This window comes from Pseudomonas sp. C321, from assembly GCF_055407105.1.
Window position 1 is genome coordinate 245677 of sequence record NZ_JBUZRB010000001.1, and the last position, 15894, is coordinate 261570.

General features: G+C 59.8%; 15 protein-coding genes and 1 riboswitch. Of the genes, 5 read left to right on the forward strand and 10 right to left on the reverse strand.

All coding sequences use genetic code 11. From position 1 onward, the window contains the following. Positions 1-60 precede the first annotated feature (60 nt). A riboswitch (cobalamin riboswitch) is annotated at positions 61-297 on the reverse strand. A 99-nt stretch (positions 298-396) separates the two neighbouring features. Further along, positions 397-1710, forward strand: a complete 1314-nt coding sequence (locus ACZRJ6_RS01095) for a PQQ-dependent sugar dehydrogenase (protein WP_463969823.1) — start codon at positions 397-399, stop codon at positions 1708-1710. A gap of 78 nt (positions 1711-1788) precedes the next feature. On the opposite strand, the gene ACZRJ6_RS01100 is transcribed toward ACZRJ6_RS01095, so the two are convergent. From ACZRJ6_RS01100 to ACZRJ6_RS01120, 5 genes are all read right to left on the reverse strand, one after another. Further along, complete coding sequence (locus ACZRJ6_RS01100) at positions 1789-2322, reverse strand: C40 family peptidase (protein WP_463969822.1); 534 nt, start codon at positions 2320-2322, stop codon at positions 1789-1791. A 144-nt stretch (positions 2323-2466) separates the two neighbouring features. Continuing rightward, positions 2467-3111, reverse strand: a complete 645-nt coding sequence (locus ACZRJ6_RS01105) for a C40 family peptidase (RefSeq protein ID WP_463969821.1) — start codon at positions 3109-3111, stop codon at positions 2467-2469. Between the two features lie 214 nt (positions 3112-3325). Next, entirely contained in the window at positions 3326-4030 is a 705-nt protein-coding gene (gene hda, locus ACZRJ6_RS01110; protein ID WP_463969820.1) for a DnaA regulatory inactivator Hda, read from the reverse strand. 230 nt (positions 4031-4260) lie between these two features. Next, positions 4261-5334, reverse strand: a complete 1074-nt coding sequence (locus ACZRJ6_RS01115) for an AI-2E family transporter (RefSeq protein ID WP_463969819.1) — start codon at positions 5332-5334, stop codon at positions 4261-4263. Positions 5335-5377: 43 nt separating this feature from the next. Next, complete coding sequence (locus ACZRJ6_RS01120; protein WP_463969818.1) at positions 5378-6436, reverse strand: DUF2066 domain-containing protein; 1059 nt, start codon at positions 6434-6436, stop codon at positions 5378-5380. 356 nt (positions 6437-6792) lie between these two features. Between ACZRJ6_RS01120 and purM the strand changes: the two genes are divergently transcribed. The 4 genes from purM to ACZRJ6_RS01140 all read left to right on the forward strand — a co-directional run bounded on the left by purM (position 6793) and on the right by ACZRJ6_RS01140 (position 9684). Continuing rightward, positions 6793-7851 carry a phosphoribosylformylglycinamidine cyclo-ligase gene (gene purM / locus ACZRJ6_RS01125; protein ID WP_463969817.1) on the forward strand — a complete coding sequence of 353 codons (1059 nt, stop codon included), beginning with the start codon at positions 6793-6795 and terminating at the stop codon, positions 7849-7851. Next, positions 7851-8501 (forward strand): phosphoribosylglycinamide formyltransferase, encoded by a 651-nt coding sequence (gene purN / locus ACZRJ6_RS01130; RefSeq protein WP_463969816.1) that lies wholly within the window; start codon positions 7851-7853, stop codon positions 8499-8501. The genes purM and purN overlap by 1 nt, the downstream gene beginning before the upstream one ends. Before the next feature lie 8 nt (positions 8502-8509). After that, the gene (locus tag ACZRJ6_RS01135) at positions 8510-9223 is read left to right on the forward strand and encodes a DUF3108 domain-containing protein (RefSeq protein ID WP_133101792.1); all 714 of its coding nucleotides are present in this window, start codon (positions 8510-8512) and stop codon (positions 9221-9223) included. A 272-nt stretch (positions 9224-9495) separates the two neighbouring features. Further along, on the forward strand, positions 9496-9684 hold the full coding sequence (locus ACZRJ6_RS01140) for a hypothetical protein (RefSeq protein ID WP_463969815.1): 189 nt from the start codon (positions 9496-9498) through the stop codon (positions 9682-9684). Between the two features lie 159 nt (positions 9685-9843). Here ACZRJ6_RS01140 and ACZRJ6_RS01145 read toward each other — a convergent pair whose 3' ends face one another. The 5 genes from ACZRJ6_RS01145 to cysM form a co-directional block, all read right to left on the reverse strand. Continuing rightward, positions 9844-10389 (reverse strand): DUF2058 domain-containing protein, encoded by a 546-nt coding sequence (locus ACZRJ6_RS01145; RefSeq protein ID WP_149412132.1) that lies wholly within the window; start codon positions 10387-10389, stop codon positions 9844-9846. Between the two features lie 25 nt (positions 10390-10414). Continuing rightward, positions 10415-11248, reverse strand: a complete 834-nt coding sequence (gene mazG, locus ACZRJ6_RS01150) for a nucleoside triphosphate pyrophosphohydrolase (RefSeq protein WP_463969814.1) — start codon at positions 11246-11248, stop codon at positions 10415-10417. A gap of 18 nt (positions 11249-11266) precedes the next feature. Next, positions 11267-13510, reverse strand: coding sequence for a GTP diphosphokinase (gene relA / locus ACZRJ6_RS01155; protein WP_463969813.1), 2244 nt, complete (start codon positions 13508-13510; stop codon positions 11267-11269). Positions 13511-13629: 119 nt separating this feature from the next. Beyond that, on the reverse strand, positions 13630-14982 hold the full coding sequence (gene rlmD, locus ACZRJ6_RS01160; protein ID WP_463969812.1) for a 23S rRNA (uracil(1939)-C(5))-methyltransferase RlmD: 1353 nt from the start codon (positions 14980-14982) through the stop codon (positions 13630-13632). Further along, positions 14982-15884: a cysteine synthase CysM gene (cysM, locus tag ACZRJ6_RS01165; protein ID WP_133101798.1), complete on the reverse strand. Its 903-nt coding sequence runs from the start codon at positions 15882-15884 to the stop codon at positions 14982-14984. The genes rlmD and cysM overlap by 1 nt, the downstream gene beginning before the upstream one ends. Between the last annotated feature and the right edge of the window lie 10 nt (positions 15885-15894).

Here is a 15894-nt window from a genome sequence, read left to right on the forward strand (position 1 = left end):
CTGGACAAAAACGGCGGGCAGGAAAAGAGAAAGCAAACAGCCAAGCATCGCCCACCGTGATGCTGTTGGATGAATCAGGCCGGTCTCCGGGCTCATGAGTGGCGTTGCGCGCCGAGGGTGCGCCTTCCCATATCGCGGGGCGATACAGTGGCGAAAGCACCGTCTTGACTCATTTACCGTTGCGGGGGCAGCGCCGGGATCGTGGCTTCACTGTGTACAAGTGCGCTCACTCACCGGCTTCCCTGTTTCACTCTGTTGACGCACACGCCACAGAGCACCTGAAACAAGCGGCGAAGGTTAGTGGGTTGGGGGTGGAGCGTCAATTAAAGCTGGCGGCGCACTTGAACCATCGCAGCGCGTCGTGCCTCTATGACTACAGGTATTGAGGAGAAAAACATGCATAAGACCCGACTCGCCTTACTCATCATGGTCGCTGGCACCCTGGCCGCTTGCGGTGATAGTTCCACCTTGCAAGTGTCCGACGGCACCGGGCCCTCGCCCAAGCTGCCGGAGCCGAACAAAACCCTGATCCCCACCGTGAATATCGCCCCGGCGATTGGTTGGCCGAACGGCGTCAAGCCCACTGCGGCGGCCGGCACCCAGGTGGCAGCGTTCGCCGAAGGCCTGGATCACCCGCGCTGGCTGTACGTACTGCCCAATGGTGATGTGCTGGTGGCGGAAACCAACGCACCGCCCAAGCCGGACGATTCCAAGGGCATTCGCGGCTGGGTGATGGGCAAGGTCATGGGCCGAGCCGGCGCTGGCGTGCCGAGCCCGAACCGCATCACCCTGCTGCGGGACGCCGACCACGATGGCGTCGCTGAAACCCGCACGGTGTTCCTGGAAAACCTCAACTCGCCGTTCGGCATGACCCTGGTGGGCAACGACCTGTACGTCGCTGACTCGGACAAGCTGTTGCGCTTCCCTTATCAGTCAGGCGAAACCTCCATCAAGGAGGCTGGCACCAAGGTCGTCGACCTGCCGGGCGGCCCTCTGAACCATCACTGGACCAAAAACGTGGTGGCCAGCAAGGATGGCAACAAGCTGTACGTCAGCGTCGGCTCCAACAGCAACGTCGCGGAAAACGGCCTGGAAGCGGAGCAAGGTCGGGCGGCGATTTGGGAAGTAGACCGCGCCACCGGCCAGCACCGCATCTTCGCCTCTGGCCTGCGCAACCCCAACGGCATGGCCTGGGAGCCGCAAAGCGGCAAACTGTGGACGGCGGTCAACGAGCGGGATGAAATCGGTAGCGACCTGGTGCCGGACTACATCACCTCGGTCAAGGATGGCGGCTTCTATGGCTGGCCGTTCAGCTACTACGGCCAGCACGTCGATGTGCGCGTGACTCCACAAGACCCGGACCTGGTGGCCAAGGCCATTGCGCCGGACTATGCGGTCGGCCCGCACACTGCATCACTGGGTCTGACCTTCGCCGAGGGCAGCAAGTTGCCAGCACCGTTCAGTAACGGCGCGTTTATCGGCCAGCATGGCTCGTGGAATCGCAAGCCTCACAGTGGTTACAAAGTGATCTTTGTGCCGTTTGAAGCGGGCAAGCCAAAAGGGCAACCGGTGGATGTGCTGACCGGGTTCCTCAACAGCGATGAAAAAGCCATGGGCCGGCCAGTGGGCGTGGTGATCGATCAGCTGGGGGATTTGCTGGTGGCCGATGATGTGGGGAATAAAGTGTGGCGGGTGTCAGCAACTAAATAACCTGCTAACAAGCCTCAAGCTGCAAGTGGCCGTTAGGCGCCTTCTTGCAGCTCATAGCTTGAAGCTTGTAGCTGCTTCTTAGGGATTACGCGCCAGATGCTCCGGCGGCAATACGCGCTTGGCGCTCAGGTACGCATTCTGCCAATACGCCTTGGATAGCGTGTCCAGCTTCACCGTACCGCCCGTTTGCGGGGCATGCACAAAGCGCCCTTCGCCCACATAGATTCCCGCGTGGCTGACCTGCGAGCCGCCATTGGTGGCAAAAAAGAGTAGGTCGCCGGTTTGCAGGGCATCTTCACTCACATCCTGGGCACGCATCACGATCAGTTCGCGGGTGGTGCGTGGCAAGGAGATACCGGCAGCGTCACGGTAGACAAAACCAATCAGGCCGCTGCAATCAAACCCCGAGTCCGGCGTATTGCCGCCCCAGCGATAAGGCGTGCCGACCAGGCCCAACGCACGAAAAAGTACGTCTTCGGCAGCCGGAGAAAAGGTTTGGGTGGAATAGTTGAACACCGGCTTGGGCTTGACGGCCACGGGAGGTGGACGACTTGCGCAGGCGCTGAGCAGCGCGGCGCAAATGACAAGAATTAGGCGGGCCGAGGTCGACATGGGCAGAACGATCCTGATCTGGATGCGGCTTTCGTTACCGAAGGCTGAAAACCAGACCGCGCAAGCAAAGCTCGCGCGATCAGCTCACAACAATATCCAAGGATTCTAGCGCTTACACGTCAAACTTCAAGTATCACTTTAACTTTACTTGCGGGAGGTAACGGTAGTCGGGGCCATGGCCAGGGCGCGCTTGGCTTCGATAAAGGTCTTGCTCCAGTAACTATCGCCCAACTTATCGACCCGAACGCCACCGCTACGACGGCTGCTGGAGTGGATAAATTGGTCATCGCCCAGGTAAATACCGGCGTGACTGACGCGACCACGACCATTGGTACTAAAGAAAAGCAGATCACCAGGCTTGAGGTTGTTGCGAGCGACCAACGGTGCATCAACGTTGATCATTTCACGAGTGGAACGCGGCAGCTTCATGCCGGCCTCTTCGCGAAACAGGTAACCGATGAAACCGCTGCAATCGAAACCGGCTTCAGAGGTACCGCCGAAACGGTAACGGGTGCCGACCAGGGACAGACCGCGCTCGAGGATGCTGTCGGCCAGAACTGGAAGCTGATAAGGCTTGCTGTCGGAAAACTCAGCCAGTTCTTTTTCTGTCGCTACTTCTTCTGAATAGACAGCTTCCTGGTAAGCAGTGGAAGACTGCGCAGCGACAAATTTTTGTTGATTGTGTTGTTGAGGCTTTTGCTGCTCAGCCACCTGTTGAGGGTGGGTGGCGCAACCAAACAACAGGGTAACAAGTGCGAGAGGCACGAGGGGTGCGAAGCGATTTAGCATGGGCACGACCGTGGCTGGATGTGTAAAGAAGCCGAGACTATGCCTTCTATCATATCGATTTGCAAATTCAATCGTGATCCATGTGACTTCTTGTTTGGGCCATGACATCTAAGCCCTTAAACCCCTACAAGACCCTTTTGCGTGGCCAAACAGGCTAAAACGCAGAATTTCTGGCGCCTGCAAAATGCCAAGAGCCCCTATTTTAAAGGGCTGGCTACCAGCCGAGGGTTTCTTTCAGGAAAGGAATAGTCAGCTTGCGCTGGGCCTGCAAAGAGGCTTGATCGAGGCGTTCGAGCAATTCGAACAGCGCACTCATGCTGCGGGTGCCACGGGTGAGGATAAAGTGCCCGACTTCATCGGTAAGGTGCAGGCCCCGACGGGACGCACGCAATTGCAGGGCGCGCAGCTTGTCTTCATCAGACAGTGGGCGCATCTGGAAAATCAGTGCCAGGGTCAGGCGAGACTTGAGATCCGCCAGCTTCACCGGCAACTCCCGAGGCGAGGTGGACGCAGCAATCAGCAAGCGCCGCCCGCTGTCACGCAAGCGGTTGAACAGATGAAACAGCGCCTCTTCCCAATCCGCCCGCCCCGCAACTGCTTGCAGGTCATCCAGGCAAACCAGTTCGTATTGTTCAAGGTTGTCGAGGATTTCGGTGCCCCGATCCAGTAACTCGGCCAAAGGCAGGTACACCGCCGGTTCGCCCATCTGCTCAAAACGCAGGCAAGCGGCCTGCAACAAGTGGGTACGCCCCACGCCGTCCTTGCCCCAGAGGTAAATCAGGCTTTCGGTCCACCCGGCGTCGGCTTCGCAAAGCCGCTCGACATAGCCGAGTGCAGCGGCATTGGCGCCTGGGTAGTAATTGATAAAGGTAGCGTCGTCACGCAGACGCACACCTAGGGGCAGCTGAATCGGTTTCATGCTGACTGAACGGTTCCAATCGGACCGTTAGTGGCCTCTGTGAAAAGTGTGCAAAGTTTATACCCGTGACGCCGGGTGCACAATGCAGCAGACCACAAGCAAAATCAAAGGTTTGCGTTAACGTGCTGGATTTCGTAGAGATTATTTGACGCCACGGCCACTGGCCTGGGGAGCAACTACGACAAACCCGGCACTGAGCCGGGTTTGTGAGGGAGCGCTGAACCTCGACCTTATAGATTGGGCTCGTCGACACCGGTGTAGACATCTGAATCCTTGTACAGGTCGTGCACATGGCGCACCAGTACCATGATCACTGCCGCCACTGGCAATGCCAGCAGGATGCCGGTAAAGCCAAACAGTTCACCGCCCGCCAGGATCGCAAAGATCACCGCCACCGGGTGTAGACCGATCCGATCCCCCACCAGCAATGGCGTCAGCACCATGCCTTCCAGCGCCTGGCCCACCATGAATACCGCGACAATCCCCAGCATCGGGTAGAAGTCACCGCCAAACTGGAACAGCCCGGCCACCAGCGCCGCACCAATGCCAATGACAAACCCCATGTACGGCACAATCGCCGCGAGGCCAGCAATCAGGCCGATCAACAGGCCCAGTTCCAGACCGATTGCCATCAGCCCCGCCGCATAGATAATCCCCAAGGCCAACATCACCAGCAGCTGACCACGAACGAACGCGCCGAGCACTTCATGGCACTCTCCTGCCAGGGAGACGATGCGCTCCTCACGGCTACGCGGCAACAGGCTGCGGATCTTCGCCATCATCAGGTCCCAGTCCCGCAGCAGGTAGAACGCCACCACCGGGATCAACACCAGATTGGTCAACCAGCCAATCAGCGCCAGGCTGGAAGCCGTCGCCTGACTGAGGACAATCCCGACAATATCGGTGGTCTGCCCCATGTGCTCACTGATGGCGGCCTTGACCTTGTCGAATTTCCAGAAGCCATCGGCCAGGCCAAGCTTGGCCTGAGCCCAAGGCATGGCAGTGTGTTGCAGCCAATCGAGCATTTGCGGCGCCAACTCATAGAGGCGAAACAATTGCTTGGCCAACATCGGTACCAGCACCAGCAGCAGCGCCATGACAATCAGGGTGAACAGCGCAAACACCGCCACCACACCCCAGGTGCGCGACAACCCAACCTTTTCCAGGCGATCCACTAAGGGATCGAACAGATAGGCCAGCAGCAGCGCAACCAGGAACGGCGTCAATATCGAATGCAGCAAGAATACAAAAACGCACAGCACGACGATCCCGCCAAGCCACACCCAACGACGCGAATCCGCCATAAACCACTCCATCTGTTAGTTGCTTCTATATAAGGAAGAACAGTTACCAACGAAAACGCAGTTGCGGCGTCGGCTCGACCTGCGGCGCGGGCGCCGGTTGCGCACCTTCGGCCGTCGGCTGCTGGACGGGCGCAGGTGCAGGCACCTCACCGGCCGGCACCTCCTGCAACTTTGCCAGACTCAACTGGGTGCGCAACTGGTCGGCGCTGCCATTGACCCGATAGATGATACGACCGCCATCAACCCGTTGCAGTTGCGCGCCAAACGGCTCCAGCAAGTGCCCCAAGGCAGCGTAGCGCTCCAGGGTCATGCCCTGCACCTCAAGCAGTTGCTCGCTGGTTGCCCCCGCCTTGACTGCAAAGCGCGGCGCCAGGCGCTCACTCACGGCCAACAGCACCGCGTCGGCCAGGGCCGCGGTATCTGCGCCTTGGACGGTGCCCTGCTCGGCTTTATCGCCCAGCCACAAACGCCATTTGGCTTGCCATTGCCCGCCCTCTTCACGGGCATGCACCGCCAGCATGGCATCGGCACCGTAACGTTCCGACGCCGAGCGCAGTGGCGCTGGGTCAGCGCTTTCAAGATTAGGTGCGGTGGCGACGATCTGCTCATCGAGATCGCCCAACGGCAGGCGCAACGGCAAACCTCGATGCTGGGCCGCGCGACGCAATGGCTGTGCAGCGGCCTGGCCGTCACCGACCAGGCTGCTGCCTTCGGTGGAATCACTCAGCCACCAACCAAGGATCGATGGCCGATTGCTGCCCCACAGCGCCAGGCCTGCTTCGCGCAAGGCGCGATCGGTGCTGACCGGGTCGAAATCTACCTGCAGGCTTTCAGGCGGGCCGGCGTCGTAGCCGTACTGGCTGATGATTTGTTGCGGGTCCTTGCGGATTGCCGCCAGGCCGGGGCCTTTGGCTGCCTTGGCGTCGCCGGTCAAGCGAATCACCAGGGTTTCCAAGGCACGCTGGGTCGCCTGGGCGCGCTCATCCGGCGTCTGGCTGCTGACAGGTTCGAGTACTTGATAGAGGCCATTGAGGGTTTCGGCATGACTCGCCAGGCTGACCAATGACAAACAGCCTACAAAAAAGAATTTACACAAACGCATGGAAGATTCCCGAACGACAAAAAAGCGGCTGGAATAGACCGCGTGAGCACTGTTAAGCAAGGCTGTGACCACAGCGACCAGCAAAACATTCACAAGATCCTGGTAAGTTTTTGTACCGTCATAACGATAGCCGGTTAAAGGCTATACCTTATATACGGTCAGAAGCCGCATCGATTAGCGTTTTTTTAACCCCATATGCCCCTGCCCGTCGGCCCGAGGATGGCCGCTGCCCCTCAAGCCTGATAAAATCGCGCGCCTTCGCAGACCGTCCATGGCAAGGCATTCTGAAACCATCCGTTTCAGCATTCCCGCCGCATTCGGTCGTTACCCCTGAATCCCCCCTAAAGGCCTGGATCATGAGCAAGCAACCCTCCCTGAGCTACAAGGACGCCGGTGTAGACATCGACGCCGGTGAAGCATTGGTCGAACGCATCAAGAGCGTCGCCAAGCGCACTGCGCGCCCTGAAGTCATGGGTGGCCTGGGCGGTTTTGGCGCCCTCTGCGAAATCCCGGCCGGTTACAAGCAGCCTGTTCTGGTCTCCGGCACCGACGGCGTCGGCACCAAGCTGCGCCTGGCGCTGAACCTGAACAAGCACGACACCATCGGCATCGACCTGGTGGCCATGTGCGTCAACGACCTGGTGGTCTGCGGTGCCGAACCGTTGTTCTTCCTCGACTACTACGCCACCGGCAAGCTCAATGTCGAGACCGCGACCCAGGTCGTGACCGGCATCGGCGCGGGCTGTGAACTGTCCGGTTGCTCCCTGGTAGGCGGTGAAACCGCTGAAATGCCGGGCATGTACGAAGGCGAAGACTATGACCTGGCTGGCTTCTGCGTCGGCGTCGTGGAAAAAGCCGAGATCATCGACGGCTCCAAGGTTGCCGCCGGTGACGCCCTGCTGGCCCTGCCATCGTCCGGCCCGCACTCCAACGGCTACTCGCTGATCCGCAAGATCATCGAAGTGTCCGGTGCCGACATCGAAAACATCCAGCTCGACGGCAAACCACTGACCGACCTGCTGATGGCCCCGACCCGCATCTACGTCAAGCCGTTGCTCAAGCTGATCAAGGACACTGGCGCCGTCAAGGCCATGGCCCACATCACCGGTGGCGGCCTGCTGGACAACATCCCGCGCGTACTGCCTAAAGGCGCCCAGGCCATTGTCGACGTGGCCAGCTGGCAACGTCCGGCAGTATTTGACTGGCTGCAAGAGAAAGGCAACGTCAACGAAACCGAAATGCACCGCGTGCTGAACTGCGGCGTCGGCATGGTCATCTGCGTAGCTCAAGAGCACGTTGAAACCGCTCTGAACGTCCTGCGTGAAGCCGGCGAGCAGCCATGGGTCATCGGCCAGATCGCCACGGCTGCCGAAGGCGCAGCCCAGGTGGAACTGAAGAACCTCAAGGCGCACTGATGTCAGCAACCTGTAACGTCGTGGTGCTGCTCTCCGGCACCGGCAGTAACTTGCAGGCTCTGATCGATAGCACGCGCACGGGCGACAGCCCGGCGCGCATCGCTGCGGTGATTTCCAACCGCAGCGACGCCTACGGCCTGCAACGTGCCAGGGACGCAGGGATCGACACCCGCGCCCTGGATCACAAGGCTTTCGAGGGCCGCGAGGCCTTCGATGCGGCCCTGATCGAACTGATCGACACCTTCAACCCCAAGCTTGTGGTACTGGCCGGCTTCATGCGCATTCTCAGCGCTGGTTTCGTGCGGCACTACCAGGGGCGCCTGCTCAATATCCACCCTTCACTGCTGCCCAAGTACAAAGGCCTGCATACCCACCAGCGCGCCCTCGAAGCCGGCGATACGGAGCATGGTTGCAGCGTGCACTTCGTCACCGAGGAACTCGATGGCGGGCCTCTGGTCGTACAGGCAGTGGTTCCGGTAGAGTCTGCGGACTCTGCGCAGTCACTTGCGCAACGGGTTCACACCCAGGAACACAAGATTTACCCGCTGGCTGTTCGCTGGTTCGCTGAGGGGCGGTTGATTCTTGGTGAACAGGGTGCATTATTGGACGGCCAGTTACTTGCGGCCAGCGGCCACTTGATTCGAACCTAGGAGATTTTATGCGTCGCGCCCTGCTCTTTGCTTTTGCGCTGCTCACCCTGCCTTTGGCGCAGGCGGCAGACCTTCAGCCGTTCTCCGCCAGCTACACCGCCGACTGGAAGCAGTTGCCCATGAGCGGCACCGCTTCGCGAAGCCTGGAGAAAACTGCCAACGGCGCCTGGAAGCTGAGCTTCAAAGCCTCGATGATGATCGCCAGCCTGACCGAAGAAAGCACCTTGACCCTGGACAAGGACACCTTGCTGCCACAGTCCTACCACTTCGAACGTGGTGGCCTGGGCAAAGCCAAGAAAGCCGACCTGGATTTCGACTGGACCACCAAGATGGTCACCGGCACTGACCGCGGCGACGCGGTGAAGATCCCGCTGAACCGTGGCATGGTCGACAAATCCACTTACCAGTTGGCTCTGCAACATGACGTCGCCGCTGGCAAGAAGACCATGAGTTACCAAGTGGTCGATGACGGCGAAGTCGAGACCTATGACTTCCGTGTACTGGGTGAAGAGAAAGTCGAGACCAAGGCCGGCCAGATCGACGCCATCAAGGTCGAGCGCGTGCGTGACCCGACTCAAAGCAAACGCACCACCGTGATGTGGTTTGCCAAGAGCTGGGACTACCTGCTGGTTCGCCTGCAACAGGTTGAAACCGACGGCAAGGAATACAACATCATGTTGTTGGAAGGTACGGTCAACGGCAAGGCTGTGAAAGGCAGCTGATCCACGATCGATTAAAAGAGCCTCGCGAAATGCGGGGCTTTTTTTCGTCTGCAGGATATCGGCAACTCGGCGACCTGACTGCAACATGAAACTTTTGTCATAAAACTCAGCCACCTGCGACGCAATGTCGCGGTTTTCGGGGCCTGGGCGACTGTTCCTATTTCTGTAAAGGTTTGTTGCAAATCCTGGTTATTTACTTAGCAAGCTAACAAAATATATAACAAAGGCCTGCGACGACTTGCCGCAGACCAACCAGAGATTGGAGCAAGCATATGACTGTAAAAGTAACTGAACGCGACGATGCACATATGTCCCACGAAGGTGTAGCCAACGGCATACGTATCTGGGATGTCCATCAGCAAGACTTGCTGGTGGGAATGTTTCACTCCGAGACCGACGCCCATAACTATAAAAGCGAGCTCGAAACTCTGGAGATGAGACACCAGCCGCAAAGCGCCTGAAACTCTGAAATCCGGCGGGCACCCCGGCCCACGCAGCCGCAGTACCCGCAAACACAAACCCCGCCATTAAGCGGGGTTTGTTGTTTTCGGGCCTTATTGGGGCTGCTGCGCAGCCCAACGGGGGCCAGGCCCCCTCGCCACAGTGTTGTTTTTACAGCCTTACCACATCAGATCATCAGGGATCTGGTAGGCGGCGTATGGATCATCCTCATCCGGCACCTGGGTCTCGGTGAGGATGTTGAGCTGAACGATACGCTCCGCAGCCCGCTCCTGGATCTTCAGCGCCGCCTCGCGAGGGATCACTTCGTAACCGCCGCCATGGTGGACAATTGCCAGTGAGCCGTTGCTCAGCTTGTTGCGCATCAAGGTGTTGACCGACAGGCGCTTGACCTTCTTGTCATCGACGAAGTTGTAGTAGTCCTCGGTGGTCAGCTTGGGTAAACGCGAGGTTTCGATCAATTGCTTGACCTGAGCCGTACGGGCCTTGGCCTCGACCTTTTCCTGCTGCTGGCGGTTGAGTTCCTGGTCGCGCTTGACCTTCTCGGCCTGTGCTTCCTGGGCCAGACGCACCTGAGTGTCGTCCGCCTCGGCCTGGCCTTTATGAACCAGACGTTGCTGCTTCTGCTTGTCTTTGCCGACCTGCTTGGCCTGCTTTTGGTTGACCAGCCCTGCTTTGAGCAACTGGTCGCGAAGGGAAATGCTCATGGTGCTTACTCACTTAGGCAACTGCTCAACCGCAGCTGGACACGTTCTTTTCCTGGCGTTTGGCTTCGCCCCATAGGGCGTCCAACTCTTCGAGGGTGCAATCTTCCATGGGACGACGGGTGTCGCGCAATGCCTGTTCGATAAATCGGAAGCGCCTTTCGAATTTGGCGTTGGCAAGCCGCAGGGCGGTTTCCGGGTCGACCTTGAGGTGCCGCGCCAGGTTGACCACCGTGAACAGCAGGTCACCGACCTCGTCGCTAATGGCCGCTGAGTCGTTATCGGCCATGGCTTCCAGCACTTCATCCAGCTCTTCGCGGACCTTATCCACCACCGGCAACGCCTCAGGCCAGTCGAAACCGACCTGCCCGGCGCGCTTCTGCAATTTGGCCGCGCGGGACAACGCCGGCAAGGTTGTTGGCACGTCGTCGAGCAGGGATAACTGCTCCGGGGCGTCAGATTTTTCTGCGCGCTCCTCGGCCTTGATCTCTTCCCAGCGCTGCTTGACCTGCTCTTCGCTCAGTTGCGGGATATCCAGCGGCGCATACAGATCACCCGTCGGGAACACGTGCGGGTGACGACGAATCAGCTTGCGGGTGATGCTGTCGATCACCCCGGCAAATTCGAAGCGCCCTTCTTCCCGTGCCAACTGGCTGTAATACACCACCTGGAACAACAGATCGCCCAGCTCACCTTGCAAGTGATCAAAGTCGCCGCGCTCAATGGCGTCGGCGACTTCGTAAGCTTCTTCAAGGGTGTGAGGGACGATGGTGGCGTAGGTTTGCTTGATGTCCCACGGGCAACCGTACTGCGGGTCGCGCAGACGGCTCATCAGGTGCAGCAGGTCTTCAAGTGAATACATCGATCAATCTCTGTCCGCTCATGGCGTCCGGTTGCGCCGGGTCTCAATAATGTTCGGCAACTGGGAGATTCGCCCCAGCAACCGCCCCAACGCGTCCATCCCCGGAATCTCGATGGTGAGGGACATCAACGCCGTGTTGTCCTCCTTGTTCGAGCGCGTGTTGACCGCCAGCACGTTGATCCGCTCATTAAGCAGCACTTGCGACACGTCCCTCAGCAGGCCGGAGCGGTCGTAGGCGCGAATGATGATGTCCACCGGGTAGGTCAACACCGGCACCGGGCCCCAACTGACCTGAATGATCCGTTCTGGCTCGCGTCCGCCCAGTTGCAACACCGAGGCGCAATCCTGACGGTGAATGCTCACCCCGCGGCCCTGGGTGATGTAACCGACGATGGCATCACCCGGCAACGGCTGGCAGCAGCCGGCCATTTGCGTCAGCAAGTTGCCGACACCCTGGATCTGAATGTCGCCGCGCTTGCCTGGCTTGTAGCCGGTGGCCTTGCGCGGGATCAGTTCCAGCTGTTCGTTGCCACGTTCCGGCTCCACCAGTTGCTGGGCCAGGTTGACCAGTTGCGCCAAGCGCAAATCGCCGGCGCCGAGGGCGGCGAACATGTCTTCGGCGAGCTTCATGTTGGCCTTTTCGGCCAGCTTGTCGAAGTCCACCTGGGGCAGGCCCAGGCGCCCGAGTTCCCGTTCCAGCAAGGTTTTGCCAGCGGCGACGTTCTGGTCGCGCGCCTGCAACTTGAACCAGTGGACAATCTTCGCCCGCGCCCTGGACGTGGTGATGTAGCCCAGGTTCGGGTTCAGCCAGTCGCGGCTCGGCGTGCCGTGCTTGCTGGTGATGATCTCGACCTGTTCACCGGTCTGCAGGCTGTAGTTGAGCGGCACGATGCGTCCGTTGATCTTCGCGCCACGGCAGTTGTGGCCGATCTCGGTGTGCACGCGGTAGGCGAAGTCCAAGGGTGTGGAGCCTTTGGGCAGGTCGATGGCGTGGCCGTCGGGAGTGAAGATGTAGACCCGGTCAGGCTCAATATCCACCCGCAACTGTTCGACCAGGCCGCCGATGTCCCCCAGCTCTTCGTGCCATTCCAGCACTTGGCGCAGCCAGGAGATTTTCTCTTCGTACTGGTTGGACCCCGCCTTGACGTCGGTGCCCTTGTAGCGCCAGTGAGCACACACACCCAGCTCTGCCTCTTCGTGCATGGCATGGGTACGAATCTGCACTTCCAACACCTTGCCCTCGGGGCCGATTACCGCCGTATGTAACGAGCGGTAGCCGTTTTCCTTGGGGTTGGCGATGTAGTCGTCGAATTCCTTGGGGATGTGTCGCCACAGGGTGTGGACGATTCCCAGCGCGGTGTAGCAATCGCGCATTTCAGGCACCAGCACCCGCACGGCACGCACGTCATAGATCTGGCTGAACTCCAGACCCTTGCGCTGCATTTTGCGCCAGATGGAATAGATGTGCTTGGCCCGACCGCTGATGTCGGCTTCGACCCCAGTGGCCTGCAATTCCGTGCGCAACTGGCCCATCACATCGGAGATGAAGCGCTCACGGTCGAGCCGCCGCTCATGGAGCAGCGTGGCAATCTGTTTGTATTGATCGGGTTCCAGGTAGCGGAAGGACAAGTCCTCCAGCTCCCATTTGATATGGCCGATGCCCAGGCGGTGAGCCAGGGGCGCGTAGATGTCGAAGACTTCCCGGGCGACGCGGTTGCGTTTTTCGTCATCGGCGGTTTTCACCGCCCGAATCGCGCAGGTACGTTCGGCCAGCTTGATCAGGGCGACACGCACGTCGTCGACCATCGCCACCAGCATCTTGCGCAGGTTTTCCACCTGGCCCTGGGTGCCCAGCACCATGGACTGGCGCGGGCTCAGGCTGGCGCTGATGGCGGCCATGCGCAGCACGCCGTCGATCAGCTTGGCCACGACGGCGCCAAAACGCTGGCTGACCAGCGGCAACTGAATATGCCCTTCGCGTACGCCGCGATAGAGCACCGCAGCGATCAGCGAGTCTTGATCGAGCTTGAGGTCGGCGAGGATCTCGGCGATTTCAAGCCCGGTACGAAAACTTGACGTACCTTCGGACCACAAATTCTTGGCCGCATTGTCTTGCTGTTCAGACTCACGAGCGAACTCGCAGGCTGCTTTCAAGGCTTCACGGTCCAGTGCCGGGTCGACACTGACGGCATGATCCAGCCATGCCTCGAGATTGATACTGCCGTCGGTGTTGATCGGCTGGTGTGCTCTCACCTGTACCATCTTGCTTACCTTCCCTACGACGCGCCTTCAGCGCGTCAAAATCGCTGACCTTTGTAACGCATGCTCCCTGGCAGGTCACGGCCCTGGAGAACGCAGGCCAGTCGGACTAAGCGAGCATCCTAGCTCGCTTCAAATAACGCCATCGCCTCGACATGTGCCGTTTGCGGAAACATATCGAGGATCCCGGCACGTTTTAGCCGGTAGCCTTGCTTGACCAACTCGACCGTGTCCCGCGCCAGCGTGGCTGGATTGCAGGACACATACACCAGGCGATCGGCCCCAAGAGCGGCGAGCTTGCGCACAACCTCCAGGGCACCATCGCGGGGTGGGTCCAAGAGTACCGCAGAAAAGCCTGCATTGGCCCATTCTGCGTTAGCCAAGGGCTGGGACAAATCGGCCTGAAAAAACCGCACATTATGCAAATTGTTGCTCACAGCATTGGCAGCAGCGCGCTCAACCATAGCCTGCACGCCCTCCACCGCCACCACTTCCCGTACCTCACGGGCCAGGGGCAAGGCGAAGTTACCCAGGCCGCAAAACAGATCCAGCACCCGTTCATCGGGCTTTGGCGCCAGCCAATCCAGGGCCTGGGCGACCATCGCCTCGTTAACCCCGGCGTTGACCTGGATAAAGTCCCCCGGCCGGTAAGCCAGTTCCAGATCCCATCGATCCAGGCGATAGCCCAGGGTTTGATCGGGATCGAACGGTTGTGGCTCACCTTCGCCATGCAGCCACAGTTGCGCTTCATGGAACGTGCAAAACTCTTTCAGTACCACCAGGTCGGCATCCGACAGCGGCGCCATGTGCCGCAACAACACCGCGATGGACGAGCCACTGAACAGCTCAACATGCCCAAGAGCCTGCGGCTTGCTCAAACGCCGAAGCATGTTCGGCAAGCGTTGCATGATCGGTTGCAAGGCCTGTACCAGTACCGGGCAATCGTCGATACCGACGATGTCCTGGCTGGCGGCGGCGCGGAAACCCACTTCAAGTTTTTTGGCCTTGACGTCCCAGCGCACAGCCACCCGCGCACGACGTCGGTAGGCGAATTCCGGCCCGCTCAAGGGGGCGGCCCACTCCAGTGGTTCGACACCGGCCACACGGGACAGTTGCTCGGCGAGCATGCGCTGTTTCAGGGCAAGCTGTTCGTTGTGGGGCAAATGTTGCAGGCTGCAACCGCCGCAACGGCCGGCGTGTACACAAGGGGCTGGCCGACGCAGTTCGCTGGCGGTGAATACCCGCTCGGTGCGGGCCTCGACCACTTTGCCGTGGGCACCCAAGACCCGCGCCTCGACTTCTTCGCCGGCCAAGGCACCGGTCACAAACCAGGTACGACCTTCAAAGAACACGATGCCACGGCCGTCATTGGCCAGGCGCTCGATGGTCAGGCGTTGCTTTTTGCCCACTGGAATTTGTGGGGCCCGGCTGCCGCCCGTCGGCTGGAAGCGCAGGCCTCTCTCGTGCTTGGCCATCAGTTAGGCACGTCGAAAATGCCGGTCGACAGGTAACGGTCGCCTCGGTCACAGATGATGGCGACGATCACCGCGTTTTCAAGTTCCTGGGACAAGCGCAACATCCCGGCCACGGCACCGCCGGAGGACACGCCGCAGAAGATGCCTTCTTCACGGGCCAGACGACGGGTGGTGTCTTCGGCTTCGCGCTGGGCCATGTCGATGATGCGGTCAACACGGTCGGCGTTGTAGATCTTCGGCAGGTACTCTTCGGGCCAGCGACGAATCCCCGGGATCGCCGCGCCTTCCATCGGTTGCAGGCCAACGATCTGGATCTCGGGATTCTGCTCCTTGAGGTAGCGCGAGGTGCCCATGATGGTACCGGTGGTGCCCATCGAGCTGACGAAGTGAGTGATGCTGCCCTGGGTCTGGCGCCAGATTTCCGGACCCGTGCTGGTGTAGTGCGCTTCAGGATTATCACCGTTGGCGAACTGGTCCAGCACCTGGCCACGGCCTTCGGCCGCCATGCGTTCGGCAAGATCGCGCGCGCCTTCCATGCCTTCTTCCTGAGTCACCAGAATCAACTCGGCACCATAGGCAGTCATCGCTGCCTTGCGCTCGGCGCTGGAGTTGTCGGGCATGATCAGGATCATCTTGTAACCCTTGATCGCCGCGGCCATGGCCAGGGCAATCCCGGTGTTACCGGAGGTGGCTTCGATCAGGGTATCACCGGGCGTGATCTGCCCACGTAACTCGGCGCGGGTAATCATCGACAACGCCGGACGGTCCTTGACCGAACCCGCCGGGTTATTACCCTCAAGCTTGAGCAACAGGGTATTGCTGGTGACGCCCGGCAGACGCTGCAAGCGGACCAGCGGGGTGTTGCCGACGCAATCGGCGATAGTTGGGTACTGCAAGGTCATGACGTATTCG

What these genes read in the sequence shown, in the direction of transcription:
- ACZRJ6_RS01095 (WP_463969823.1), top strand. Translation starts at nt 397, where the DNA reads ATGCATAAGACCCGACTCGCCTTACTCATCATGGTCGCTGGCACCCTG.
- ACZRJ6_RS01100 (WP_463969822.1), bottom strand. Translation starts at nt 2,322, where the DNA reads ATGTCGACCTCGGCCCGCCTAATTCTTGTCATTTGCGCCGCGCTGCTC.
- ACZRJ6_RS01105 (WP_463969821.1), bottom strand. Translation starts at nt 3,111, where the DNA reads ATGCTAAATCGCTTCGCACCCCTCGTGCCTCTCGCACTTGTTACCCTG.
- hda (WP_463969820.1), bottom strand. Translation starts at nt 4,030, where the DNA reads ATGAAACCGATTCAGCTGCCCCTAGGTGTGCGTCTGCGTGACGACGCT.
- ACZRJ6_RS01115 (WP_463969819.1), bottom strand. Translation starts at nt 5,334, where the DNA reads ATGGCGGATTCGCGTCGTTGGGTGTGGCTTGGCGGGATCGTCGTGCTG.
- ACZRJ6_RS01120 (WP_463969818.1), bottom strand. Translation starts at nt 6,436, where the DNA reads ATGCGTTTGTGTAAATTCTTTTTTGTAGGCTGTTTGTCATTGGTCAGC.
- purM (WP_463969817.1), top strand. Translation starts at nt 6,793, where the DNA reads ATGAGCAAGCAACCCTCCCTGAGCTACAAGGACGCCGGTGTAGACATC.
- purN (WP_463969816.1), top strand. Translation starts at nt 7,851, where the DNA reads ATGTCAGCAACCTGTAACGTCGTGGTGCTGCTCTCCGGCACCGGCAGT.
- ACZRJ6_RS01135 (WP_133101792.1), top strand. Translation starts at nt 8,510, where the DNA reads ATGCGTCGCGCCCTGCTCTTTGCTTTTGCGCTGCTCACCCTGCCTTTG.
- ACZRJ6_RS01140 (WP_463969815.1), top strand. Translation starts at nt 9,496, where the DNA reads ATGACTGTAAAAGTAACTGAACGCGACGATGCACATATGTCCCACGAA.
- ACZRJ6_RS01145 (WP_149412132.1), bottom strand. Translation starts at nt 10,389, where the DNA reads ATGAGCATTTCCCTTCGCGACCAGTTGCTCAAAGCAGGGCTGGTCAAC.
- mazG (WP_463969814.1), bottom strand. Translation starts at nt 11,248, where the DNA reads ATGTATTCACTTGAAGACCTGCTGCACCTGATGAGCCGTCTGCGCGAC.
- relA (WP_463969813.1), bottom strand. Translation starts at nt 13,510, where the DNA reads ATGGTACAGGTGAGAGCACACCAGCCGATCAACACCGACGGCAGTATC.
- rlmD (WP_463969812.1), bottom strand. Translation starts at nt 14,982, where the DNA reads ATGGCCAAGCACGAGAGAGGCCTGCGCTTCCAGCCGACGGGCGGCAGC.
- cysM (WP_133101798.1), bottom strand. Translation starts at nt 15,884, where the DNA reads ATGACCTTGCAGTACCCAACTATCGCCGATTGCGTCGGCAACACCCCG.